Raw genomic sequence first — 25475 nt, 5'->3', positions numbered from 1 at the left:
CGCCAAGTCGTCAGCCCGTGAACTTCACGTCGGTGACGGCCTGCTTGTAGCCGGGGTCGCTGTACTGGTCGCCGGGCGCGTGGGGCAGCGCCGTGAGCCAGACAAGCACGTACCGCGATTTCACGGGCTTGGTGACCTTGACCGTGGCGGAGGTGCCGTTCGTCGTGACCTCGCCGAGCTTCCGCATCGACTCGAGGGCGCTCGGGGCCGGGTTCAGCGAGTCCGCGGCGTACAGGTCCACGGTCGTGTGATCGCCGCCGTAGTACAGCCCTATGGTGGCCGCCGAGACCTCCTGGGTGGAGCCGAGGTCGTAGACGATGCCGACGCCCGGCTTGTACGGCGCGAGGACCGGGCCGCCGAGGAAGCTGGAGGTCCGCCAGTACGTCGAGCCGTCCCCGTCGTACGTCTGGTCGACGTCGTTGGGGTGCTGGGCGCCGCCGCTCACGACGTACTCGGCCGCGTCCTGGATCTTGAGCGGCTGGACCGGCTTCGGGGCGGCGCTGTTCTTGTCGCCGTCGTCCGTCGTCTGGGTCCGGTTCGTGTCGTCGGACTTGCCCTGGTCCATCAGGGCGTCCGCGAGCTGCCAGCTTCCCAGGCCGAGCGCGGCGATGAGCAGGGCGGAGACCGCCCACTTCAGGGCCTTGCCGGTGCGGCTCTGGAGCGGGGCCGGCGGGGCCGTCACGGGCTGCGTTGCGCCGGGGTGCGGCGCGGGGCGGCCGTAGGTGCCCTGCTGGTAGGTGGTGCGCTGGTACTCCGGCGGAGCGGTGAACGCCGGCTCCGGCGGGCGGATGCGCGGCATCTCGCCGATTGCCTTCACCAGCTCCTCCGGCGTGGTGCACGCCGACTCGTGCCGGGAGGCGGTCGCGCCGTCGTTGGCGAGGGCGCGCATCGCCAGCTCCGACAGGCCCCGGTGGACACCGGCGCGCACCTGGTCGGGGGCGATGAGCCCGATGTCCTTGGGCAGCCCGGACAGCCCGTAGGCGTCGTTCTCGTACGGCCAGCGCTGGGTGAGCGCCGCGTAGAGCAGGGCGCCGATCGCCTCGGTGTCGGTGCGCTGCGGGGTGTCGGAGGCGACCCCGCGCAGCGCGGCGTTGACGGCGAGGCCGCGGATGCGCCACTGGCCGGAGGAGGTGCGCAGTACGGCGTTGGGGTTCAGACGCAGATGCGACAGACCCTCTCGGTGCGCCGCGGACATGGCCGAGGAGATCTGACTGACCATCTGGTACGCCTCGTGCGGCTCCAGCGGGCGGGACATCAGGAGCGTGGTCAGCTCGGTGGCGTCGGGCAGCCACTCGTGGACGACGTAGACGAGGTCGTTCTCCTCGACGGCGTCCAGGACCTGGACGAAGCGGGGATCGCCGAGCAGCGCCGACGAGCGGGCCGCGGCCAGCACCGAGCGGGCTCGGGCGTGGTCCGCGGGCAGGATGTGGACGCCGACCGCGCGACGGAGTTTCTCGTCGACGGCTCGCCAACTGCTGAAACCGTCCAGACGGGTGACGCACTCCTCCAGGCGGTAGCGCCTGGCGAGTTTGTGGCCGCTGTGGAGTTCTGGCGGTGAGGCATGGCCGGGACGTTCGGTCCCGGCACTCCCCTGTGCCTCGTCGCTGTCCGTGTCCCGCTCCCGGTTATTGGCCACCCCGTCGGCCGTGGACTGGTCCGCCTGCGCGGTCAGCGGCTTGTCGCCGCTGTTGTCTGCCACGTCGACGGCAGCCGTGCTCCGTTCCGCCACCGTCGTTCCTGCCTCCCCATCCAGTGCGCGCCGCCGACCTCGTGCGCGCCGTCCGACGCCGGATCCAATTGTGCCCACAGTCCGCCGCTATGCACGACACACGATGGCGGACGATGGTTGTGCGGGTACCCCCGGTCTCAGCGACCCAGGCGTCCGCGCACCATACCGACGAGCGAGTTGAGCTCGGCGATCCGCATCCGCCGGGCCGCCACGAAGAAGACGCCGAGCAGCAGGACCCCGCCCACCAGCAGTGCCACGAAGGAGCCGGAGACGCCCTGGCCCAGGGTCTGCGCGATGCCGTAGCAGGCCGCGCCGCTGATGAGGGCGGCCGGTACGGAGGCGATGCACAACCGGGCGTAGGTGCGCAGGACGTGGGAGCCGTCGAGGTCGCCGCCGAGCCGTTTGCGCAGCCGGTTCCAGGCGACACCGACACCGATCGCGTAGGCCAGGCCGTAGGCGGCGGCCATGCCGACCACGGCCCAGCGGGCCGGCAGCACGAAGTAACAGACGGCGGAGGCGGTCGCGTTGACGGCGGCCACGATGACCGTGTTGTAGAAGGGGGTGCGGGTGTCTTCATACGCATAGAAGGCGCGCAGGACGACGTACTGCACCGAGTACGGGATCAGGCCGAGGCCGAAGGCCATCAGCATGAAGCCCATGTTGGTGGCCTCGCTGGTGCCGGACGAGCCGAAGATCAGGGTGCACATCGGGATGCCGAGCGCGAGGAAGCCGAAGGCGATCGGCACGATCGCCACGGCCGTGGTGCGCAGGCCCTGGGAGATGTCGTCGCGGACCGCGCCGCCGTCGCCCTCGGCGGCCGAGCGTGAGATGCGCGGCAGCAGGGCGGCCATCAGCGAGACGGTGATGATGGCCTGCGGCAGGCCCCAGATGAGCTGGGCGTTGGCGTAGGCGGCGAAGCCGGTGCCGTCGACGGGCGAGTCCTTGCCGGCCGCGGTGGAGAGCTGCGAGACGACGATCGCGCCCGCCTGGTTGGCGAGGACGAACAGGAACGTCCACTTGGCGAGCGTGACGGCCTTGCCCAGGCCGTGGCCCCGCCAGTCGAACCGCGGCCGCAGCCGGAACCCGGTCTCGCGCAGGTAGGGGATCATCGCGAGGGCCTGCACGACGAGGCCGAGCAGCACACCGATGCCGAGGAGCCGCTGGCCTTCCGGCGGGATCGTCGTGACCTTCATGCCGGAGTCGGCGGAGGTGCCGTAGACCCAGATGAACATGCCCAGCGTCACGATGATGACGATGTTGTTCAGGACCGGCGTCCACATCATCGCGCCGAACCGGCCGCGCGCGTTGAGGATCTGGCCCATCACCACATGGACGCCCATGAAGAAGATCGAGGGCAGGAAGTAGCGGACGAAGGTGATGCCGACCTCGTTGGCCGCCGGGTTGCTGGCGACCGGGTTGGACAGTGCCCGGATGAGCAGCGGCGCGGCCGCGACCGCGGCGACGGTGAGCACGCCGAGCGCCACCATGACGAGCGTCAGCAGCCGGTTGGCGTACGCCTCTCCGCCGTCGTCGTCCTCCTTCATGGCCCGCACCAGTTGGGGCACGAACACGGAGTTGAGGCCGCCGCCGACGGTCAGGATGTAGATCATGGTGGGCAACTGGTAGGCGACCTGGAAGGTGTCGCCGAGCAGGCCCACGCCCAGCGCGGAGACGATCAGCGCCGAGCGGACGAAGCCGGTGAGCCGGGAGACCATCGTGCCCGCGGCCATCACGGCGCTGGACTTCAGCAGTCCCGTGGCGCGGCCGCCCTTCTTCGCGGCGGGGGCCGGGGCGGGCTCGCCGTCCGGCTCGTCGGCCGGGTCCTCGAAGCGCGGGGCCTGCGCCTGGTACACCTGGCCCTGGGGAGGCTGGCGGCCGGGTCCCGCGGGGCCGACCGGGGCGTGGGCCGGGCCCGGAACCGCGGGGGACTCCACCGGCGGGCGCGGGCCCGCCTGCTGCTGGTCCTTGAAGAGGTGCGCGAAGGCGTCCGGCTGCTGCTGCCGCTCCCCGGAGTGCGTCACCAGATCGTCGACGCCGACGAACTGCGTCGTACGGGGGTCGTCGCCGTACGGCAGGTACGGGGCGGCGACGTCCGGCTCCGGCGCCGGCGTCTGCGCCCACACGCGCGGGTCGGGCGCGTTCGGGGACTGCTCGGGGGCGCCGTACAGCGGCTGCTCCGGGTAGGTGCCCGGGGGCGGCGGGGGGTGCGCGGCACGGTCGTAGAGCGCCTCGGCGACCGGATCCTGCGCGGTGAGGTCCTGGGACCGGTAGGGGTCCTGGTCGTAGGCGTCCTGGAGGTACATGTCCGCGGGGTGCTGCGGCGGCACCTGGCCGTGCTCGGGCGGCGGGCCCTCGGGGTGACCCGAGCTGCCCGCGGCCTGGCCGCGGTCACCGTCGTACGGCGCGTTCATGGTTACCCCACCTCATCGTCCCGGGCCCACCGGCCACGACATCCTCAACGGTCCACTCTCTCACCCGTGCCCGAGGGGTCCGTGCTTTCCGCTGCGGTGTCCGGGGTCTCGTCACTCGGCTGCTCCGGGTCGTCCGCCCCCGGCGGGACGACCGACTCTCCCATGAGACGTTCCTCGGGGGCGTCGTGGTTCACCGGGCCGCCGTCGGCCGGGCCGGACTCACCCGCCCCGCCGGCCTCGTCGGAGCCGTCGGTCTCCTCCGCGTCCTGCGGGTCGCCCGCCTCGGCCGCGCGGGCCGCCGCGCGCTTGCGCTGGGTGTACATGCGGAAGCCCGCGAGCACCAGCAGCAGCACACCGCCGCCGATCACCAGCATCACCGTGGCGGTGATCTCGGTGACCTTCACGTCGAAGGTGACCGCCGAACCGTACGGCCTGCCGTCCTCCGTGTAGAGCTGCGCGATCAACGTCGTCTTGCCGTTGACATGGGCGGAGGTGGGGAACTTCACCGTGGTGCTGTGGCCGCCGGAGACCTCGATCGGCTCCTGGACCGAACCCTCGCCGCCGAACTCCATACGGGTCGGGTTGGTCGAGGTGAGCCGCAGCACCAGATGGTCCACGCCCTGCACCAGGTTGTTCTGCACGGTCACGGGGATCGTGGCGCTGCGCCCGGAGAGCTTGGTCTCCGACTTGTCGATCAGCTTGACCTGGCCGGCCAGGGTGTCGAGGTAGGCGCGCACGTCCTGGCGGAAGGCGCTCGCCTCGGCGGCCCGGCCCCGCCACGAGGTGGACATCTCGCGGTTGACCGCACGGCCGAAGGGGGTCACCACCCGGGACTGGTCGGTGAGGATGACCTTGAAGTTGTCGAGCTTGTCCTGCGTGGTCCCGATGTCCTGGAACGCCGACCGCGTCAGCTCCTGCTTGCGCAGCGCCGAGGGGTACGCCGACCGCGACGGCACCTTCGTGGTGGCCCCGGCGTCCGGCTTGGCCTTGGCGGCCTCCGTCAGCCCCTGGGGCTGTGTCCAGGTGCCGCCCTGGAGGGCGGTGACGGCGGCCGCCATCGCCTGGGCCTGCTTCGCGGTGGGCATCCGCTGCGGGGCGATCACGATGCTGCGCTGCTTGGTCGTCTGGAGGTTCAGCGCCAGGCTCTGCGCGAGGAACTCCTGCACGGCGAGCGTGGCCGCGGACGCCTTCGTCAGATCGCCCTGGAACGCCTTCGACAGCCGGCCGTCCGCGACGACCGCCGTGGTGCCGCCGCCGATCGGACGGGCCGCCGAGGGGCTGTAGGGGAGGCCGCCGGTCTCCTTGAGGCTGTCGTTGCGCGCGATCACCTTGTCGGCGCCGGCGGAGGTGGCGACCTTGACGATGGACCGGTCGACGGCCCCGTCCACCGGCCAGGCGAAGTCGGTGCTCGGCGTCACGTGCAGCACCGTCTCGACCGTGGTGGCGGCGACGTCGGTGGCGGCCTTGAGCTGGCTGAGGGAGCTGGTGACACCGGTGCCGTTGTGGGCGAGGGAGGCGAGGTCGGGGTCGGCGAAGGGCAGCGCGACGACCTCCTTGTCCCGCACGGCCTCCTGGAGGGCGGCGAGCCACTGCTTGGCGACCGCCTGCTGGGTGCCGGCGGTGGTGGTGCCGTCCTTGCCCCGGATCCGGTAGCTGTCGGTCATGGCGTCGACCGACGCCAACAGGTCCGGGTCGATCACCCAGGTGACGTCCAGCTCCTTGCCGAGCGTCAGGAGCTGCTCCAGGCGCCCGCCGGGAGCGATCTCCGCGGCGAGGCCGTCGTCCAGGAAGACCGGGGTCTGCCCGGCGTCCGAGCCGGTCTCCACCGTCATGTGGGCGGTCGAGATCAGCGGCCACAGGACGGTCGTGCGCGTCTGCGTCTCCGCCCCGTCGGGCTGCCACGGCAGGAAGGTCCGCTGGACCCCCAGCACCCGCTCCCAGGGCTGCGCCGCCGTCTCGCCGGAGAGGGTCACCCCGAGGGGGTAGACGCCGTCGCCGCCGAGGTCCAGCTCGTCGACCGGGACGGAGATGGTGAAGTGCTCGGCCACGCCCGGGGTGAGCTTGTCGAACTCGGCGACGTACTTGCCGCCCACCTCGGTGCCGCCGCCGACGTCCGGGTCGTCCGCGTCCCGCGCCGCGTCGTCGATCGCCGAGCGGGTCGTCAGCACGGGCCCCACCCGCAGGCCCACATGCGCCTCGGTGACCGCCTGCTTGCCCTTGTTGGTCACCGTGCCCGACACCGTCAGGGTGTCCCCCTCGCCGGGGACGGCCGGGGTGAGCGAGTCGACGGCGACGGCCACCGAGCCCGGGCCGGAGGCCGCGCGGGCGGAGTCCGCCGGGTCGGCGTGCGCGGGCAACTGGAGGAGACCGGCCAGCAGGGGCACCCCGGCGAGCAGTGCGCCGGTGCGCCGCAGCCACCGGCGGGCAGGGGAAGGAGCCGTCCCCGGAGAGTCTGCCGCCTCGGCCACGCGTTCGCCGTCCCTCGTCGTCGTCAGTGGTCGTCGGAAAGTGCGTCCACGCATGGTAACGATGCCCGCTGAGGGGAAGTGCCGCGGTCTGCTCCACAAGATCGGGTGCGAGCGCCCCCATGCCCTCTATGTATAGGTATAAGGAGCGGAGTCCGTGAACATCCCCACAGCATGATTCTGCGCTGCTATCGGGCCATATGTCCGCCGGCCGGCCGTCGGCAGCCCGCGGGCCGTAATCGGGGAGCCCGTGGTCCGCCGGGCCACGTACCCTCTTCTGTTGTGCCGAACGCCAACGAAGACAACCTCAGTGCCCTGAGCCAAGTGCAGCACCGCGCGGTGGACGAACTGCTGCGGATCGCGCCTGTCGCCGACGATCTCGCGCGCCGGTTCCAGGAGGCGGGGTTCTCCCTCGCCCTGGTCGGCGGCTCGGTCCGGGACGCGCTGCTGGGCCGGCTCGGCAACGACCTGGACTTCACCACCGACGCCCGCCCCGAGGACGTCCTGAAGATCGTGCGGCCGTGGGCGGACGCCGTGTGGGACGTCGGCATCGCCTTCGGCACGGTCGGCGCGCAGAAGGACGCCTGCGTCGAGGGCGTCGACCGCAGCTTCCAGATCGAGGTGACCACGTACCGCTCCGAGGCGTACGACCGCACCTCGCGCAAGCCCGAGGTGGCCTACGGCGACTCCATCGAGCAGGACCTCGTCCGCCGTGACTTCACCGTGAACGCGATGGCCCTGGCGCTCCCGGAGAAGGAGTTCATCGACCCGCACGGCGGCCTCGAAGACCTCGCGGGGCGGGTGCTGCGCACCCCGGGGACGCCCGAGGAGTCCTTCTCGGACGACCCGCTGCGCATGATGCGCGCCGCCCGCTTCGCCGCCCAGCTCGACTTCGAGGTCGCCCCCGAGGTCGTCACCGCGATGACGGAGATGTCCGGCCGTATCGAGATCGTCTCCGCGGAGCGGGTCCGGGACGAGCTGAACAAGCTGATCCTCTCCCCACACCCGCGCAAGGGCCTGTCCCTGCTCGTGGACACCGGGCTCGCCGGCCATGTGCTGCCCGAGCTGCCCGCCCTGCGGCTGGAGAGGGACGAGCACCACCGCCACAAGGACGTCTACGACCACACGCTGATCGTCCTGGAGCAGGCGATCGCGCTGGAGGAGAACGGTCCCGACCTCACCCTCCGGCTGGCCGCGCTGCTGCATGACATCGGCAAGCCGCGCACCCGTCGCTTCGAGCAGGACGGCCGGGTCTCCTTCCACCACCACGAGGTGGTCGGCGCGAAGATGACCAAGAAGCGCATGCTGGCGCTGAAGTACTCCAACGAGCTGGTGAAGGACGTCTCCCGGCTCGTCGAGCTGCACCTGCGCTTCCACGGGTACGGCACCGGCGAGTGGACGGACTCCGCCGTCCGCCGCTATGTACGGGACGCGGGGCCGCTGCTCACCCGGCTGCACAAGCTGACCCGCTCCGACTGCACGACCCGGAACAAGCGCAGGGCTGCCGCGCTCTCCCGGGCCTACGACGGCCTGGAGGAGCGCATCGCCCAGCTCCAGGAGCAGGAGGAGCTGGACGCGATCCGGCCCGACCTCGACGGCAACCAGATCATGGAGATCCTGGGCGTCAGCCCCGGCCCCGTGATCGGCCAGGCGTACAAGCACCTGCTGGAGCTGCGCCTGGAGAACGGCCCGATGGAGTACGACGCGGCGGTGGCGGCCCTCAAGGAGTGGTGGGCCGAGCAGGGCTGAGCCTGAAAGAGGCGGGCATGTTTCACGTGAAACATGCCCGCCTCTTTCAATGCAGCTGCGCATCAACCGCGCATATCCGTGCCGCGTCTAGCCTACGGGTTCTGCAGGCTAGTGCTTCCAGTGCCATTGCGGCCGACCTTGAGCACTTGCTTCTTGTCGTAGGAGGCGGTGGTGCCATCAAAGTTCCAGATGATTGAGGCGATGGCAGTGTGGCCGCCGACGCACCTGCCGCCGCGCTCGCAGAACTGTTGTGTGCCGAGGGACGTCTTCGCCTTCTCCTTCTTGATGCTGATGGGGCCCCACCTTTTCGCGGCGCCGTCGGCATCGATCACCTTGGTGATGTCGCGCCCATTGCTCTGAAACTTCACCCAGATGGAGAGCTGCGCGACCGGGACGCCAAGAGCCTTGATCGTGTTGTAGCGCTTCACCTCGTGGATGCCCGCAGGAAGGACACCGCTTGCGGAGGCTGTGAGTCCGCTGACAACGCTGTTGGACTCGAACGTCACATCACCGTCCCGGAGCGAGACGGTCCGGTTGGTGTCTGCGGTGAGAGCGGTGACGCTATTCTGCTCGTCGGCGCTTGAGACGATGAAGTCCTTGTACAGAGCAGGGTCCTGGACGTAGCGCAGGAACTGGCTCTGCTTGTTCGGTGAGAGGGCCTCAAATCCCTTGAGTGTCTCGAGCGCGCCCTCTTCGTTCGAGTGCTTGAGGTAGTCGGCGTACGCGGTCGGGCTGGCGAACGCATTCGCTGGCACGGACTCGGCGGCCGACACCTGGGTGGTGGTCCCTGCGAGCACCGCGACGGTAGCGACGGCTGCGGTGAGCGACGCGGCAGCGCGTAGTCTCATGTTGTCCCCCTTGCTGTTGGAGAAGGCTATTCAGAGGGGAGTTCCTCGGGCCTTCGCTGGCGGACTGGTCAGGTCCGCTCGAGTACTGATCCTCTTGCGTGGAGGATGTAAGCGGCAAGGGAGTTGAGGTAGTTCAGAGGTCAGGGTGCGACGAAGGTCCAGACGTGCAAGAACGCCGTGTCGCGACTGGCTGGCACGGCGCTCTTCCGGGTTCGTGACGAGGTTTCACGTGAAACATTCACGTGACGTCGGGCGGCGATGCTCTACTTGATTTCCTTCAGGCAGAGCACGACATCGTGATTGTCGCCCTGCTGGTAGTAGGAAATCTCTGCTTCCTGGATTGCTTCGCACTTGCCGCTGTCGCTGGTGTTGTCGAACTTCTCGACGACCTTGTACTTGGCGTCGCTGGACGAGCAGTCGACCGTCTTCAGGTCCGGCGATATCTGGGTGCCCTTGTTGTACATGCAGCTTCCCACGGACGTGGTCTCGGCGTCCGTCTTGCCCATCTGCCACTTGACGACGCCGATGATGATCGCGAGGACGATGATGCCGACAATACGCAGCAGTTTCTTGCTGAAGCGCCGGGCGGGCGGGGCCGGCGGCACCGGCGCGAACGGCGCGGTGCCCTGCTGCGGCGGGTACGGAGCCTGCGGCTGACCCTGTGCGAACGGGTTCTGGCCCTGGGGCGGCGGAGTCGACATGGGGGTCCCCCTGGAACTTAGGCGTGTGGCGCGAAAACAGACGCGCTGTAAGACGCACGTAAGCTACCGGGCCCCACTGACAATCCTCCAACGCGGGGGGAGTCTGTGGCATTGATGTGACACTTATCGGCGTTCAAAACGGGCCATAGCCCCAGCAACTGCCGCGTAGATAACGGCGACCGTTACCACCAGTGCCGGGGAGCGTCCGTTGGGTGGCAGCATCAGCGCGGCCACCCCGGCTGCGCCGACGAAGGCGACGTTGAACAGCACGTCGTAGAGAGAGAAGATCCGGCCACGGAAGCGGTCCTCCACCGAGGACTGGACGATGGTGTCCGTGGCGATCTTGGCGCCCTGGGTGACGAGCCCCAGGACGAACGCCGCGACGAACATGGTGGCTTGGGTGAAGGGCAGCATCAGGGCCGGTTCCAGGACCGCCGCCGCGGCCGAGCAGACGACGATCCAGCGCCCCGGTCCCAGCCGTCCCGCCGCCGACGGCGTCACCACGGCAGCGGCGAAGAAGCCGACCCCGGAGACGGCGACGGCCACCCCCAACAGGGCGAGGCCCTGGTCCGGTTCGGACGACCAGGCGTACCGGCAGAGCATCAGCACCATGACCGTCAGGGCGCCGTAGCAGAACCGCATCAGCGAGATCGCCCCGAGCGCCCAGGCGGCCTCCCGGCGCTTCGGCCGGGCCAAGTGGCGTACGCCGGCGGCCAGTCCCCGGGCGGTGCCGCGCAGTGCGGTGGACAGCCGCGTGGGGAGGCGTTCGCGGTCGGGTCCCAGCAGGTCGGCCGCCATGGTCAGGGAGGCGAGCGCGGCGCACAGATAGAGCCCACAGCCCAGCAGCACCACCGCGGCGTCGGTGTCCGCCACCGCCAGCCGTACGACGAAGGCGAGGCCCCCGCCCGCGACCGCGGCCAGTGTTCCGGCGGTCGGGGAGAGGGAGTTGGCCATCACCAGGCGTTCGGCGTCGACCACCCGGGGCAGGGCCGCCGACAGTCCGGCGAGGACGAAGCGGTTGACCGCCGTGACGCACAGCGCCGAGGCGTAGAAGAGCCAGTCGGGCACCTGGCTGACCATCAGGACGGCCGTCGCGGAGGCCAGGAGGGCCCGCAGCAGATTGCCGTAGAGGAACACCTGACGGCGGCGCCAGCGGTCGAGGAGGACGCCGGCGAAGGGGCCGACCAGGGAGTACGGCAGCAGCAGGACGGCCATCGCCGAGGCGATCGCGGAGGCGGAGGTCTGTTTCTCCGGCGAGAAGACGACGTACGTGGCGAGCGCCACCTGGTAGACGCCGTCGGCGCACTGGGACAGCAGCCGTACGGCCAGCAGTCGCCGGAAGTCACCGAGGCGCAGCAGGACGCGCAGATCGCGGACGACGGCCATGGGCACAGCCTCACATACGGGGAGGGTCCCCGGGTCGTGCGACCCGGGGACCCTTCTCAGCCCTGGCAGGAGCGAATCTTCGTTCCGGGTCGAGCTAGCGCTCGACCTCGCCGCGGATGAACTTCTCGACGTTCGCGTACGCCTCGTCGTCGAAGTACTGGACCGGCGGGGACTTCATGAAGTAGCTCGACGCCGACAGGATCGGGCCGCCGATGCCGCGGTCCTTGGCGATCTTCGCGGCGCGCAGCGCGTCGATGATGACACCCGCGGAGTTCGGGGAGTCCCAGACCTCGAGCTTGTACTCCAGGTTCAGCGGGACGTCACCGAAGGCACGGCCCTCGAGGCGGACGTACGCCCACTTGCGGTCGTCCAGCCAGGCCACGTAGTCCGAGGGACCGATGTGGACGTTCTTCTCGCCCAGGTCGCGGTCGGGGATCTGCGAGGTGACGGCCTGCGTCTTCGAGATCTTCTTGGACTCGAGGCGGTCGCGCTCCAGCATGTTCTTGAAGTCCATGTTGCCGCCGACGTTGAGCTGCATGGTGCGCTCGAGTCGGACACCGCGGTCCTCGAACAGCTTCGCCATCACACGGTGCGTGATGGTGGCGCCGACCTGCGACTTGATGTCGTCACCGACGATCGGGACGCCCGCCTCGGTGAACTTGTCCGCCCACTCCTTGGTGCCGGCGATGAAGACCGGGAGGGCGTTGACGAAGGCGACCTTGGCGTCGATGGCGGCCTGGGCGTAGAACTTCGCCGCGTCCTCGGAACCGACGGGCAGGTAGCAGACGAGGACGTCGACCTGCTTGTCCTTGAGGATCTGGACCACGTCGACCGGGGCCTCGGCGGACTCCTCGATGGTCTCGCGGTAGTACTTGCCGAGACCGTCGAGCGTGTGACCGCGCTGGACCGTGACGCCCTTGTTCGGGACGTCGCAGATCTTGATGGTGTTGTTCTCGCTGGCACCGATGGCGTCCGAGAGGTCGAGGCCGACCTTCTTCGCGTCGACGTCGAAGGCGGCGACGAACTCGACGTCACCGACGTGGTAGTCCCCGAACTGCACGTGCATCAGGCCCGGGACCTTGGACGCCGGGTCGGCGTCCTTGTAGTACTCGACGCCCTGCACCAGCGACGCGGCGCAGTTGCCCACGCCGACGATGGCTACGCGAACCGAACCCATTCCGGTTGCTCCCTGTGTGTACGAGTGAGGCCCTGACTGGGCGCTCACGTGGCGGTGTCGCCGGGCGTATCCGTCCCGGGGATGCCCCCGGGACGGGGCAGGCCGCCCGTCGATCCAGATGTGGTGTCCTGCTGAGCGGCTCCCCCCGGAGCGGAACCCTTGAGGTCCCGTCCGGCCCGCTCGCTCTCGATGAGCTCGTTCAGCCAGCGCACTTCGCGCTCCACGGACTCCATTCCGTGGCGCTGGAGCTCAAGCGTGTAGTCGTCGAGGCGCTCCCGGGTGCGGGCCAGTGAGGCCCGCATCTTCTCCAGGCGCTCCTCCAGCCGGCTGCGGCGGCCTTCGAGGACGCGCATCCGGACGTCGCGCGAGGTCTGCCCGAAGAAGGCGAAACGAGCCGCGAAGTGCTCGTCCTCGTACGCGTCGGGCCCGGTCTGCGAGAGCAGGTCCTCGAAGTGTTCCTTACCTTCCGCCGTCAACCGGTAGACGATCTTGGCGCGACGTCCCGCCAGTGGCGCGGCGAGGGCGTCCTCGGGGGTGTGCCCCGGTTCCTCGATCAACCAGCCGTTGGCGACCAGCGTCTTGAGGCAGGGGTAGAGCGTGCCGTAGCTGAAGGCACGGAACACCCCCAGTGACGTATTGAGTCGTTTGCGCAGCTCATAGCCGTGCATCGGGGACTCGCGGAGCAGGCCGAGTACGGCGAACTCGAGGATGCCGGATCGCCGGCTCATCGTCGCCTCCTCTCGCCGTTGACTCGCTTATGCCGCTCTGATGTATCGACTCGATACATCACGACGATAGAACGGCCATCCGGATGCGACAAGAGGGAAGATGGTGAACGGGATCACATCACCGATTCGTTGCAGGCGAGTTGCCTGATTTGGGGTGAACCTCGGGCCTAGGCAGGTTTTGACGGTGCGTAGTCTGTCCGCCATGCACACCACCGGGACTCATGGGACGCCGGGGGGCGTCGAGGCCTCCGGTGCCGTACGGATGAATGAGCGACCGACCGCATCCGTACTTCGGGGGGACAGGAAACCAGCCGCCCTTCTCAGGCGCGCACGGATGCGCCTGCCCTAGGAGTAATCGTTCGATGAGCGAGCACCGTCGCAAACCGCCGCAGCCGCAGGGAGGCGGACGTGCCGCGGCCCGACGCGGCCAGTCCGGTGCGTCTGCCGGCCGCCGCGCGGCACCGCGAGGCGCCACCGGATCTCCTTCCGACTACGGGTTGGGTCATGGGTCGGGAAGCGAGGAGCAGTCGTACGGCGGCCGCGCCGAGTCCCGGCGTGCCCCCCAGAGAGGCCCGGGCGGCCGGCGCAGAGCGGCCGAGCCCGCGGGAGGCCGCCGCGGCGCCGCGGCCGGGCCCGGCCGGGGCAGAGGACGGGGCGCTTCCGACCGAAAGCGCCTGATCGACTATCCGCGTGCCGACAAGTACGGCTGGCAGCGCTGGGTGCCGTCCTGGAAGCTGGTGGCCGGCCTGTTCGTCGGCTTCATGGGCAGCCTGGTGGCCGTGGCGGGCATCGGCTACGCCATGGTGGGCATCCCCAAGATCGACGAGACGGCGGAAGCCCAGAACAACGTCTACTACTGGAAAGACGGCACCCAGATGGTTGCCACCGGTGGTGAGGCGAACCGGCAGATCATCGATCTCTCGCAGATCCCCGAGGAGATGCGCTGGGCGGTGATCTCGCAGGAGAACAAGACGTTCTACGAGGACAGCGGCATCGACCCCAAGGGCATCGGGCGCGCCGTGTTCAACATGGCCCGGGGCGGACAGACGCAGGGTGGCTCGACCATCACCCAGCAGTACGTCAAGAACGCCATGCTCAACGACCAGTCGCAGACCATCTCCCGGAAGTTCAAGGAGATCTTCGTGTCGATCAAGGTCGGCGCCAAGCTCGACAAGAACACGATCATGGCGGGCTATCTGAACTCCGCCTACTACGGGCGCAACGCCTATGGGATCCAGGCCGCCGCCCGCGCCTACTTCGAGAAGGACGCGGTCGACCTCAGCCCGGGCGAGTGCGCGTTCCTGTCCGCGACGCTGAAGGGTGCCACGTACTACGACCCCATGGGGTCGCCCACGATCGATCCGGTCAACGCCACCCGCGAGAAGAACACCAAGCGTGCCCTGCTCCAGATGCAGGACACCCTCGACAAGATGGTCGAGTACGGCCATCTCGACCCGGCGACGCGGGCCAAGTACACCACCCTTCCCAAGGTGGCGAACCCCAGGTCGAACACCGACCTGAAGGGGCAGATCGGCTACCTGGTCGACCTCGCCAACGGTTACCTGGTCAGCAACAGCAAAGAGACCGGGATCACGCAGAACGACCTTCAGCAGGGCGGCTACTCGATCTACACGACCTTCGACAGGAAGAAGGTCAACCAGCTCGAAGAGGCCGTGAAGAAGGTCCGGAAGGACAACATCAAGCCGAAGGAACGCCCGGAGAAGGACACCCACGTCCAGTTCGGCGGAGCCTCCGTCGACCCGACCACGGGTGCCATCCGGGCCGTCTACGGCGGTGAGGACGCGACCAAGCACTTCACCAACAACGCGGACCAGACCGGTGCCCAGGTCGGCTCCACCTTCAAGCCGTTCGTGCTGGCGGCCGCGATGACCTGGGGCGTGCGGGACCCCGACCTGGGGTCGTCGCAGGCGCAGGACGAGCGCACGATCGTCTCCCCCAAGAGCCTGTTCAGCGGTCAGAACAAGCTCAAGATCAGGAACTACGACAAGACGATCTGGAAGGACGAGAAGGGCAAGGAGTGGCTCCAGACGAACGACGGCAACGTCTCGCTCGGCACTCCGCCCGAGTTCAAGATCGACCTGCGTGAGGCGATGCGCGAGTCGGTGAACTCCGCCTTCGTGCAGCTCGGCCAGGACGTCGGTCTGGACAAGGTGAAGGAATCCGCCATGAACGCGGGCCTGCGCGAGGACAGCCTGACCGGTGCCGGCTTCCCGTCGTTCTCGATCGGCATCTCCGACCCGAGCGCGATCCGGATGGCCGGGGCCTACGCCACCTTCGCCGCCAGCGGCAAGCAGCGCGACCCGTACTCGGTCGAGAAGGTCACCAGCGAGAAGGGCCAGATCTTCACGCACAAGACCGAGTCGGAGCAGGCGTTCACCTCGAAGGTCGCCGACAACGTCACGGACGTCCTGAAGACCGTGGTGGAGAAGGGCACCGGTACCAACGCCCAGCTTCCGGGCCGTGAGGTGGCCGGCAAGACCGGTACCACCGACGGCAACAAGTCCGCCTGGTTCGTGGGCTACACCCCGCAGTTGTCGACGGCGGTCACCATGTTCCGGCTGGACGACGACGAGTCCAACAAGAACCGTGCGTTCCTGGAGATGTTCGGCACGGGTGGCCAGGAGAAGATCCACGGTGCCTCGTTCCCGGCCCAGATCTGGCACGACTACATGGCCGAGGCGCTGAAGGGCCAGCCCGCGGAGAGCTTCCCGGAGCCCGAGCCGATCGGTGAGATCGTCAACGCGGAGCCGTCCCCGTCCCCGACCCCCTCGGCGACCGAGTCCGAGGAGCCGGAGCCGTCGCCCACCCCGACGCCCAGCCAGCCGGTGGTTCTGCCCTCGCCCTCCCAGAGCGAGACCTGCAACCGCTTCTTCGGCTGTGAAGAGGACTCGGGCGGCACGAACAGCGGCGCCACGGACGGCGGCAGCGGAGGAGAGACCAGTCCGTCACCGACCGATACGGAGACGGAGGACACCTCCAGAGGCAATCAGAACGGCGGGAGCTTCTTCGGAGGCTCGACCGGGTAGCCGCCGCGCCCAAGCCGGGTGTTTCACGTGAAACAGGCATATGTTTCACGTGAAACGAGGGCCGCCTCACCGCACCAGGTGGGGCGGCCCTCGGCTTTTTCCTAGGCCGGTACGGCAGGATGTGGCCCATGCCCAGTGCAGAATCGACGCCGACCCCCGTGCCCGAGCCTGAGCTCCAGCCCTCGCCCGAGCCGGACCTGGTCCCGCCGACCAGGTACGACAAGGTGGCCGCGGCCGGCAGTGAGCTGATCGGCGGCCCTCTCGGGCGACGGGCCCTCATCGGAACGTCCTGGTGGACGCCCGTACGGATCGTCGCGCTGGTGGCGATCGGGATGTTCGCCCTCGGCCTGATCCAGAAGGCGCCCTGCTACAACGGCGGCTGGTTCTTCGGCGCCAGCTCCCAGTACACCCACGCGTGCTACTCGGACATCCCGCACCTGTACCAGGGGCGAGGCTTCGCCGACGGCCTCGTGCCGTACTTCGACAAGCTCCCCGGCGACATGGACTTCCTCGAGTACCCGGTCCTGACCGGTGTGTTCATGGAGGTGGCCGCCTGGCTGACGCCGGGCAGCGGCAGCATCCAGGACCAGGAGCAGTGGTACTGGATGGTCAACGCCGGGATGCTGATGGCCTGCGCGGCCGTTATCGCCGTCTGTGTGTCCCGTACGCACGCCCGGCGCCCGTGGGACGGCCTGCTGGTCGCCCTGGCGCCCGCCTTCGCCCTCACCGCGACCATCAACTGGGACCTGCTGGCCGTCGCTCTGACGGCCGCGGCGATGATGATGTGGGCGCGGGGCCGCTCCCTCGCCTTCGGCGTCCTCCTGGGGCTCGCCACGGCCGCCAAGCTGTATCCGGTCTTCCTGCTCGTCCCGCTGTTCGTGCTGTGTCTGCGCGCCTGGAAATGGCGGGACTTCGGCAAGGCGCTTTCGGGCGCGGTCGTGGCCTGGCTGGTGGTCAACCTGCCGGTGATGCTCTTCGCCTTCGAGGGCTGGTCGAAGTTCTACCGCTTCAGCCAGGAGCGCGGCGTCGACTTCGGCTCGTTCTGGCTGATCCTGGCCCAGAACTCCGACGACCCGCTCACCACCGAGAGCGTGAACACCCTGGCCGCGCTTCTGACGATCCTCTGTCTGGCCGGCATCGTGGCACTGGGGGTGTCCGCGCCGCGCCGCCCCCGCTTCGCCCAGCTCGCCTTCCTGGCGGTGGCGGCCTTCATCCTCACCAACAAGGTCTACTCACCGCAGTACGTGCTGTGGCTGGTGCCGCTGGCGGTGCTGGCCCGGCCCAAGTGGCGGGACTTCCTGATCTGGCAGGCATGCGAGGTCGTGTACTTCCTCGGGATCTGGATGTACCTCGCGTACACGACCAGCGGAGACGCCCACAAGGGACTGCCCACCGACGGCTACCACTGGGCCATCGGCGTGCATCTGCTGGGCACGCTCTATCTGTGCGTGGTGGTCGTGCGGGACATCCTGATGCCGGAACGGGACGTGGTGCGCCAGGCCGGCGACGACGATCCCTCGGGCGGGGTGCTCGACGGGGCCGAGGACTTCTTCGCCATCGGCTCGCGGGCCCGCCCGCCCCGGCACGCCTCGCACTTCGAGGGGCCTCAGGTGGAGTGGGGCAGGCAGGACGCCGTCGACAGTTCGCCCTGAGCGAACAGGGCAGCTAGCGGGCCGGGCTTGGAGACGCGAAAGGCCGTACACGGGATTCCGTGTACGGCCTTCGTGCTGTTCTGCCCGTCCGGTGCGGCTCAGCGGTCCACGAGGCGGTCGAACTGCGTGGTGGTGTGCCGCAGATGGGCCACCAGCTCGTCGCCGACCGCCGGCTCCGGCGCGTCCGAGGGCACGAAGAGGATCGACACCTGCATGTGCGGCGGCTCCGCGAACCAGCGCTGCTTGCCGCCCCACACGAACGGCGAGAGGTTCCGGTTCACGGTGGCCAGGCCGGCCCGTGCGACACCCTTGGCGCGCGGCATGACGCCGTGCAGGGCCTTGGGGGCCTCCAGGCCCACGCCGTGCGACGTACCGCCCGCCACGACCACCAGGAAGCCGTCGGAGGCCGCCTTCTGCTGCCGGTAGCCGAACCGGTCGCCCTTGGCGACCCGGGTGACGTCCAGGACGGCACCGCGGTACTCGGTCGCGTCATGGTCCCCCAGCCACAGCCGGGTGCCGATCCGGGCGCGGAAGCGCGTCTGCGGGAACTGCTGCCGGAGCCGGGCGAGTTCGTCGGCCTTGAGATGGCTGACGAACATCGTGTGCAGCGGCAGCCGGGCCGCGCGCAGCCGGTCCATCCAGCCGATGACCTCCTCGACGGCGTCGGAGCCGTCGGTGCGGTCCAGCGGCAGATGGATGGCGAAGCCCTCCAGCCGGACGTTCTCTATGGCGGCGTGCAACTGCGGCAGGTCCTGCTCGCTGATGCCGTGCCGCTTCATCGAGGACATCACCTCGATGACCACCCGGGCGCCCACGAGGCCGTACACGCCGTCGATCGACGACACCGACCGCACGACACGGTCGGGCAGCGGGACGGGCTCCTCACCGCGCCGGTACGGCGTCAGCACCAGCAGGTCGCCGCCGAAGAAGTCCTTGACGCGAGCCGCTTCGTACGTCGTGCCGACGGCGAGGACGTCCGAGCCCAGCCGGGTGGCCTCCTCCGCCAGCCGCTCGTGCCCGAAGCCGTAGCCGTTGCCCTTGCAGACCGGGACGAGCCCCGGGAACTGCTCCTGGACGTGCTTGTGGTGCGCCCGCCAGCGCGCGGTGTCGACGTAGAGCGTGAGCGCCATGGCCGGACCTGGGACCTTTCTGGTGGCTGCGGAGTGGGGAAACGCCTCGAAGGGGCCGAGGAGTCAGGGGTGGTGCCGGGGTGTCAAAGGTACGGAATCGCCGGGCGGGACGTCAGCGGCGCGACATGTAGATGTCGAGCGCCTTGTGGAGCACCTTGTTCAGCGCGAAGTCCCACTCGCCGAGGTACTCGGCGGCCTGCCCGCCCGTGCCCACCTTGAACTGGATCAGACCGAAGAGGTGGTCCGTCTCGTCCAGGGAGTCGGAGATGCCGCGCAGGTCGTAGACGGTGGCGCCGAGCGCGTAGGCGTCGCGCAGCATCCGCCACTGCATGGCGTTCGACGGACGGAACTCACGGCCGATGTTGTCGGAGGCGCCGTAGGAGTACCAGACGTGCCCGCCGACGATCAGCATCGTCGCCGCCGACAGGTTCACCCCGTTGTGGCGGGCGAAGTACAGCCGCATCCGGTTGGGGTCCTCGGTGTTGAGGGCCGTCCACATGCGCTGGAAGTACGACAGCGGACGCGGCCGGAAGTGGTCGCGGACCGCCGTGATCTCGTACAGCCGCTGCCATTCCTCGAGGTCGTGGTAGCCGCCCTGGACCACCTCGACGCCGGCCTTCTCGGCCTTCTTGATGTTGCGGCGCCAGAGCTGGTTGAAGTTCTTGTGGACCTCTTCGAGGGAACGGTTCGCCAGCGGCACCTGGTAGACGTAGCGCGGCTGGACGTCACCGAAGCCGGCGCCGCCGTCCTCGCCCTGCTGCCAGCCCATCCGGCGCAGCTTGTCGGCCACCTCGAAGGCGCGCGGCTCGATGAAGTCGGCCTCGATGTCCCGCAGTCGCTTCACGTCCGGGTTCTGGATGCCCGCCTTGATGGAGGTGGCCTCCCAGCGCCGGATGATCACCGGCGGGCCCATCTTCACGGAGAACGCGCCCTGCCGCTTGAGGTGCGCGAGCATCGGCTCCAGCCACTCCGTCAGATTCGGCGCGAACCAGTTGATGACCGGGCCCTCGGGCAGATAGGCCAGGTAGCGCTTGATCTTGGGAAGCTGCCGGTAGAGGACCAGACCCGCGCCGACCAGTTCACCGGTCCGCTCGTCGAACCAGCCGAGGCTCTCCGAACGCCACTCCGCCTTGACGTCGGCCCAGGCCGGAACCTGCATGTGACTAGCCGCCGGCAGGCTCTGGATGTACGCCAGATGCTGCTCGCGGCTGATGGTCCTCAGGGTCAGGCTCATTCGGGGCGCTCCTCGGCTGGTGTGTCCCCATGGGTTCAGGGGCTCCGGCTCACGCGCCGAAGCCTACTGCGCCGTGCGCCTGGCCCGACTGGCCGTACGGCACCTGCGCCCCGGCCTCTGGGAGGCCGGGGCGTTACGGCAGGTTTCGTACGTGTTCTACGAGTCCGTCAACGGGTCCTCTTCCCCGAGTCCGTCAACGGGTCCCTGGTGGACGACGGGACGGGTGGGGTCGGCTTGCGGTGCCGGGCTGATCACCACAGCCCGCCGAAGAGGCCGCCGTGTGCCATGCCGAGGAAGAAGCCGACCCCGGAGGCACCGAGACCCAGGATCAGACCGAAGCGCTCACGGGTGGTCTCGGAGATCCACTGTCCGTACGCGCCGGTCAGGATTCCCACCAGACCGGTCCAGGAGCTGAGCAGATGCAGGTTGTGGAACATCGCCGTGACGAAGGACACCACTCCGAGCACCAGGGTCACGATCACCAGCGTGTCCTGGAGGGGATGGGGCCTGCCGTCCGTGGCGAAGAGAGAGCCGGCGGTGTTGGGTCGCAATGCCTGTGCCATAGGGCACCTCCTGCGGAAGGCGGCGCATCGTAGCGCCGTACACACCCGATGTGTACAGACTGGCGGTCTCCCCGGCCGGATTTCAACCGGAAGCAGGTGTGCGGGTAGTCTGTACCGTCTGCACCGGTGTCTGCCCAGGCACAGCCAGGAACTCCGCCCAGCTCGACGTGGGGATGTCGCTCCGCGACCCCCCGTTGTCAGTGGCGGCCGATACCGTTGCGTACGCATCACAACCCTCCTGCCACGGATCGACCGTGGCCGCTGAGTCCAAAGGAGGTGGGTTCCACATGCGTCACTACGAGGTGATGGTCATCCTCGACCCCGATCTGGAGGAGCGCGCCGTCGCCCCCCTGATCGAGAACTTCCTCTCCGTCGTCCGTGAGGGCAACGGCAAGGTCGAGAAGGTCGACACCTGGGGCCGTCGTCGTCTCTCGTACGAGATCAAGAAGAAGCCCGAGGGCATCTACTCGGTCATCGACCTTCAGGCCGAGCCTGCGGTCGTCAAGGAGCTCGACCGCCAGCTCAACCTGAACGAGTCGGTCCTCCGGACCAAGGTCCTCCGCCCCGAGACCCACTGAGCCTCACCGCTCAGTCGATCTCGGGACTCTGAGTAGCAGCACTAGCAGCCAGCAGCAGCAAACCCGCCGAGAGGTTCCCCATGGCAGGCGAGACCGTCATCACGGTCGTCGGCAATCTTGTCGACGACCCCGAGCTGCGCTTCACCCCCTCCGGTGCGGCGGTCGCGAAGTTCCGTGTCGCGTCCACTCCCCGCACCTTCGACCGCCAGACGAACGAGTGGAAGGACGGCGAGAGCCTGTTCCTGACCTGCTCGGTCTGGCGCCAGGCGGCGGAGAACGTCGCGGAGTCGCTCCAGCGAGGCATGCGCGTCGTCGTGCAGGGCCGGCTGAAGCAGCGGTCCTACGAGGACCGTGAGGGCGTCAAGCGCACGGTCTACGAACTGGACGTCGAGGAAGTCGGCCCCAGCCTGCGCAACGCCACGGCCAAGGTCACCAAGACCAGCGGCGGCGGCGGACGCGGTGGCCAGGGTGGTTACAACGGCGGTGGCGGCCAGGGTGGCGGCGGCTGGGGCGGTGGCCCCGGCGGCGGTCAGCAGGGCGGCGGCGGCGCTCCCGCGGACGACCCGTGGGCGACCGGTGCTCCCGCCGGTGGCCAGCAGGGCGGCGGCGGTGGCGGTGGCGGCTGGGGTGGAAACTCCGGCGGCGGCAGCGGCGGCGGCTACTCGGACGAGCCCCCCTTCTAGGGCCTGACGTCCGGCCTTCGGGCCGGGCCGGTCACAGGGGTGGGCCGTACCCACACTTCTTGATCACACAGGAGAAACACCATGGCGAAGCCGCCTGTGCGCAAGCCTAAGAAGAAGGTCTGCGCATTCTGCAAGGACAAGGTCACGTACGTGGACTACAAGGACACGAACATGCTGCGGAAGTTCATTTCCGACCGCGGCAAGATCCGTGCCCGCCGCGTGACCGGCAACTGCACGCAGCACCAGCGTGACGTCGCCACGGCCGTCAAGAACAGCCGTGAGATGGCGCTGCTGCCGTACACCGCCCAGGCGCGATAAGGGAAGGGTGACCGACACATGAAGATCATCCTCACTCACGAGGTCTCCGGCCTCGGTGCCGCCGGTGACGTCGTCGACGTCAAGGACGGTTACGCCCGCAACTACCTGATCCCGCGGAACTTCGCGATCCGCTGGACCAAGGGTGGCGAGAAGGACGTCGAGCAGATCCGTCGCGCTCGCAAGATCCACGAGATCCAGACCATCGAGCAGGCCAACAGCGTCAAGGCCCAGCTCGAGGGTGTCCGGGTCCGTCTGGCCGTCCGCTCCGGCGACGCCGGTCGTCTCTTCGGTTCCGTCACTCCGGCCGACATCGCTTCCGCGATCAAGGCCGCCGGTGGTCCCGAGGTCGACAAGCGCCGCATCGAGCTGGGCTCGCCGATCAAGACGCTGGGCGCCCACGAGACGTCCGTGCGCCTGCACCCCGAGGTTGCCGCCAAGGTCAACATCGAGGTCGTCGCGGCCTGATCGCCGTGCTTGGCTCTACGGGCTGTTCGGCTCTTGAAGAGCTGAGGGGCTGGAAGAGCTGAGAAGGGGCCACACCCGCTGAGGTGTGGCCCCTTCCGCATGTTTCACGTGAAACGTCAGGGACGTCGCCCGGTACGTCGTCTGGTTTGGCAAGGAGCCCGTAGGAGACGTCAGCGGGTCGCGCCGGTGACGATCCAGCGGCCCGAGCGGGTCCGAAGCCAGAGCGTCAGCATCCGTACGACCATCATCAGCGCCAGCGCGCCCCACACCGCGGTCAGTCCGCCGCCGAGCACCGGTATCAGCAGAGCGACCGGTGCGAAGACGGCGAGGGTGCCCACCATCGCCCAGGCCAGGTACGGGCCGTCCCCCGCGCCCATCAGCACCCCGTCCAGCGTGAAGACGATGCCGCTCACCGGTTGGGAGAGCGCGACGACGAGCAGGGCGGGCAGCGCGGCGGCCTTCACCCCGGCGTCGGTGGTGAACAGGGGCAGGAAGAGCGGCCGCGCGAGGACGACCAGCACGCCGAGGCCGATGCCCACACCGATGCCCCACTCGACCATCCGCCGGCAGGCGTCCCGCGCGCCCTGGGCGTCCCCGGCGCCGAGATGGCGTCCGATGATGGCCTGCCCGGCGATCGCGATGGCATCCAGGGCGAAGGCGAGCAGGCTCCACAGGGACAGGGCGATCTGGTGGGCCGCGATGTCGGCGTCTCCGAGGCGGGCGGCCACGGCGGTGGCGATCATCAGGATCGCGCGCAGCGACAGCGTACGGACGAGCAGGGGAACGCCTGCCTGTGCCGAGGCCCGGATGCCGGCGGCGTCGGGGCGGAGCGAGGCGCCGTGCCGGCGGGCTCCGCGGACCACCACGACCAGATAGACCGCGGCCATGCCCCACTGGGCGATCACCGTGCCCCAGGCGGAGCCTGCGATACCGAGGCCGACGCCGTAGACGAGGGCGGCGTTGAGAATTGCGTTGGCGACGAAGCCGCCGACGGCGACGTAGAGCGGGGTCCTGGTGTCCTGGAGTCCGCGCAGGACGCCGGTCGCGGCGAGGACGATCAGCATGGCCGGGATGCCGAGTGCCGAGATCCGCAGATACGTCGTCGCGTAGGGGGCGGCGGTCTGCGAGGCGCCGAAGAGATCGACGAGTGCCGGCGCGCTGGGGAGGACGGCGACGATCACGGCGGTGCCGAGGAGGAGGGCCAGCCAGATTCCGTCCATGCCCTGGCGGATGGCGGCGGGGAGATCACCGGCGCCGACCCGGCGGGCCACGGCGGCCGTGGTGGCGTAGGCGAGGAAGACGAAGACACTGACGGCGGTGGTGAGGAGGGCCGCGGCGATCCCGAGTCCGGCGAGCTGGGCGGTGCCGAGGTGGCCGACGATCGCGCTGTCCGCCAGCACGAAGAGGGGCTCGGCGACCAGCGCGCCGAAAGCCGGGACGGCCAGCGCGACGATCTCTCGATCGTGCTGTCGCCTGGTGGCCCTGGGCATCGGGGGAGCCTGTGTCATGACCACCAATCTAATCGTCCACAGGTAAGAGATACAAGCGGCTTGTGACCCTTACCATGGGTGGGACGGTGCGTCGTTTCCCACAGTGTTCGAAGGGATCTTGGCCCGACCGGGAAAGTTTTTCTTCTGCACAGCCGGTGGATGGGAAACGTGCAGGTCAGCTCGGTCAGCCGGGAAAAGGCGAGTGCTTGTTCACAGGGCTGTCCACCGGGTCGTGCACAGGTTTTGCGGAGTTGTCCACAGCATCGGGGCCGTCGTCCACATGGCCTGTGGATAACCAGATTGGCTGACGGTGCCCGCGGGCCTACCGTTGTCCGGCGCCCCCTCCGCCTGTCGGCCGCTGAAACCCTCACAAAACCGACGCTCCACAAGTGGAGTTGGGCCTCTCAATTGTCAGTGTCGTGCCGTAGAACTGAAACGCACGGCGAGGTCCGCTCGGCGGACGGGAGGAGGCTGCTCGGTGAGCATTTCCGAGCCCTTGGACGACCCGTGGGCCGACAGCGGACCCAGTGATCGTCTGCCCGCCTCCCGCCGCCGCGGAGACAGCGGCGGCCGTGGCCGGGACGAACAGCACGACCGGGGCCGGGACAGCGGCGACTGGGAGGGCGGGACCGCGTTCGAGCGGGTGCCGCCGCAGGATCTCGACGCCGAGCAGTCCGTCCTCGGTGGCATGCTCCTGTCGAAGGACGCCATCGCCGACGTCGTCGAGGTCCTCAAGGGCCATGACTTCTACAAGCCCGCGCACGAGACGATCTACCAGGCGATCCTCGACGTCTACGCGAAGGGCGAGCCGGCCGACCCCATCACGATCGCCGCCGAGCTGACCAAGCGCGGCGAGATCAACAAGGTCGGCGGGGCGTCGTATCTGCACACCCTCGTCCAGACGGTGCCGACCGCGGCGAACGCCGAGTACTACGCGGAGATCGTGCACGAGCGGGCGGTGCTGCGTCGCCTGGTGGAGGCAGGCACCCGCATCACCCAGATGGGATACGCGGCCGACGACGACGTCGACGAGATCGTCAACCGCGCCCAGGCCGAGATCTACGCCGTCACCGAGCAGCGCACCAGCGAGGACTACCTCCCGCTCGGCGACATCATGGAGG

Annotated in this window: 20 protein-coding genes; 8 read left to right on the top strand and 12 right to left on the bottom strand. The window is 69.0% G+C overall.

Features of this window, described 5'->3' with window-relative positions:
- Positions 1-10: 10 nt before the first annotated feature.
- From G6W55_RS30565 to G6W55_RS30555, 3 genes are all read right to left on the bottom strand, one after another.
- Positions 11-1729: a protein kinase family protein gene (locus G6W55_RS30565; RefSeq protein WP_175523990.1), complete on the bottom strand. Its 1719-nt coding sequence runs from the start codon at positions 1727-1729 to the stop codon at positions 11-13.
- Between the two features lie 137 nt (positions 1730-1866).
- On the bottom strand, positions 1867-4140 hold the full coding sequence (gene murJ, locus G6W55_RS30560) for a murein biosynthesis integral membrane protein MurJ (protein ID WP_175523989.1): 2274 nt from the start codon (positions 4138-4140) through the stop codon (positions 1867-1869).
- A gap of 44 nt (positions 4141-4184) precedes the next feature.
- The gene (locus tag G6W55_RS30555; protein WP_175523988.1) at positions 4185-6608 is read right to left on the bottom strand and encodes a DUF6049 family protein; all 2424 of its coding nucleotides are present in this window, start codon (positions 6606-6608) and stop codon (positions 4185-4187) included.
- Between the two features lie 279 nt (positions 6609-6887).
- Here G6W55_RS30555 and G6W55_RS30550 point away from each other — a divergent pair, with 279 nt between their 5' ends.
- Positions 6888-8354, top strand: coding sequence for a CCA tRNA nucleotidyltransferase (locus tag G6W55_RS30550; RefSeq protein ID WP_175523987.1), 1467 nt, complete (start codon positions 6888-6890; stop codon positions 8352-8354).
- A 92-nt stretch (positions 8355-8446) separates the two neighbouring features.
- Here G6W55_RS30550 and G6W55_RS30545 read toward each other — a convergent pair whose 3' ends face one another.
- The 5 genes from G6W55_RS30545 to G6W55_RS30525 form a co-directional block, all read right to left on the bottom strand.
- The gene (locus G6W55_RS30545; protein ID WP_175523986.1) at positions 8447-9202 is read right to left on the bottom strand and encodes a hypothetical protein; all 756 of its coding nucleotides are present in this window, start codon (positions 9200-9202) and stop codon (positions 8447-8449) included.
- Between the two features lie 263 nt (positions 9203-9465).
- The gene (locus G6W55_RS30540) at positions 9466-9903 is read right to left on the bottom strand and encodes a hypothetical protein (protein WP_175523985.1); all 438 of its coding nucleotides are present in this window, start codon (positions 9901-9903) and stop codon (positions 9466-9468) included.
- A 123-nt stretch (positions 9904-10026) separates the two neighbouring features.
- The gene (locus G6W55_RS30535) at positions 10027-11289 is read right to left on the bottom strand and encodes an MFS transporter (protein WP_175523984.1); all 1263 of its coding nucleotides are present in this window, start codon (positions 11287-11289) and stop codon (positions 10027-10029) included.
- 94 nt (positions 11290-11383) lie between these two features.
- Positions 11384-12466, bottom strand: a complete 1083-nt coding sequence (locus G6W55_RS30530; protein WP_175523983.1) for an inositol-3-phosphate synthase — start codon at positions 12464-12466, stop codon at positions 11384-11386.
- 44 nt (positions 12467-12510) lie between these two features.
- Entirely contained in the window at positions 12511-13194 is a 684-nt protein-coding gene (locus G6W55_RS30525) for a PadR family transcriptional regulator (protein ID WP_078634127.1), read from the bottom strand.
- 362 nt (positions 13195-13556) lie between these two features.
- On the opposite strand from G6W55_RS30525, the gene G6W55_RS30520 reads away from it, so the two are divergent.
- Positions 13557-16241, top strand: coding sequence for a transglycosylase domain-containing protein (locus G6W55_RS30520; RefSeq protein ID WP_175523982.1), 2685 nt, complete (start codon positions 13557-13559; stop codon positions 16239-16241).
- 128 nt (positions 16242-16369) lie between these two features.
- The gene (locus G6W55_RS30515) at positions 16370-17893 is read left to right on the top strand and encodes a glycosyltransferase family 87 protein (protein WP_175523981.1); all 1524 of its coding nucleotides are present in this window, start codon (positions 16370-16372) and stop codon (positions 17891-17893) included.
- Positions 17894-17991: 98 nt separating this feature from the next.
- On the opposite strand, the gene G6W55_RS30510 is transcribed toward G6W55_RS30515, so the two are convergent.
- The 3 genes from G6W55_RS30510 to G6W55_RS30500 all read right to left on the bottom strand — a co-directional run bounded on the left by G6W55_RS30510 (position 17992) and on the right by G6W55_RS30500 (position 20820).
- Positions 17992-19023, bottom strand: a complete 1032-nt coding sequence (locus G6W55_RS30510; RefSeq protein WP_175523980.1) for an alanine racemase — start codon at positions 19021-19023, stop codon at positions 17992-17994.
- A gap of 112 nt (positions 19024-19135) precedes the next feature.
- Positions 19136-20257, bottom strand: coding sequence for a peptidoglycan bridge formation glycyltransferase FemX (gene femX, locus G6W55_RS30505; RefSeq protein WP_175523979.1), 1122 nt, complete (start codon positions 20255-20257; stop codon positions 19136-19138).
- A gap of 251 nt (positions 20258-20508) precedes the next feature.
- Positions 20509-20820, bottom strand: coding sequence for a hypothetical protein (locus G6W55_RS30500; protein ID WP_085211231.1), 312 nt, complete (start codon positions 20818-20820; stop codon positions 20509-20511).
- A gap of 287 nt (positions 20821-21107) precedes the next feature.
- Between G6W55_RS30500 and rpsF the strand changes: the two genes are divergently transcribed.
- From rpsF to rplI, 4 genes are all read left to right on the top strand, one after another.
- On the top strand, positions 21108-21398 hold the full coding sequence (gene rpsF / locus G6W55_RS30495) for a 30S ribosomal protein S6 (protein ID WP_007383258.1): 291 nt from the start codon (positions 21108-21110) through the stop codon (positions 21396-21398).
- A gap of 80 nt (positions 21399-21478) precedes the next feature.
- Positions 21479-22081 (top strand): single-stranded DNA-binding protein, encoded by a 603-nt coding sequence (locus G6W55_RS30490; RefSeq protein WP_175523978.1) that lies wholly within the window; start codon positions 21479-21481, stop codon positions 22079-22081.
- 81 nt (positions 22082-22162) lie between these two features.
- Positions 22163-22399, top strand: a complete 237-nt coding sequence (gene rpsR / locus G6W55_RS30485; protein ID WP_020130672.1) for a 30S ribosomal protein S18 — start codon at positions 22163-22165, stop codon at positions 22397-22399.
- A gap of 18 nt (positions 22400-22417) precedes the next feature.
- A complete protein-coding gene (rplI, locus tag G6W55_RS30480; protein WP_085211235.1) occupies positions 22418-22864 on the top strand; it encodes a 50S ribosomal protein L9 in 447 nt (148 codons plus the stop codon).
- 170 nt (positions 22865-23034) lie between these two features.
- On the opposite strand, the gene G6W55_RS30475 is transcribed toward rplI, so the two are convergent.
- Entirely contained in the window at positions 23035-24372 is a 1338-nt protein-coding gene (locus tag G6W55_RS30475) for an MATE family efflux transporter (RefSeq protein WP_175523977.1), read from the bottom strand.
- Positions 24373-24832: 460 nt separating this feature from the next.
- Here G6W55_RS30475 and G6W55_RS30470 point away from each other — a divergent pair.
- Positions 24833-25475: DnaB-like helicase N-terminal domain-containing protein (locus G6W55_RS30470; RefSeq protein ID WP_309243851.1), on the top strand; the 643-nt coding region annotated here is incomplete at its 3' end.

This window comes from Streptomyces sp. CAI-85 (assembly GCF_013363615.1).
In the GTDB taxonomy this organism is placed as follows: Bacteria; Actinomycetota; Actinomycetes; order Streptomycetales; family Streptomycetaceae; genus Streptomyces; species Streptomyces antibioticus_B.
Note: the sequence above shows the minus strand (reverse complement) of the source record. Positions and strands in the feature narration are given on the sequence as shown.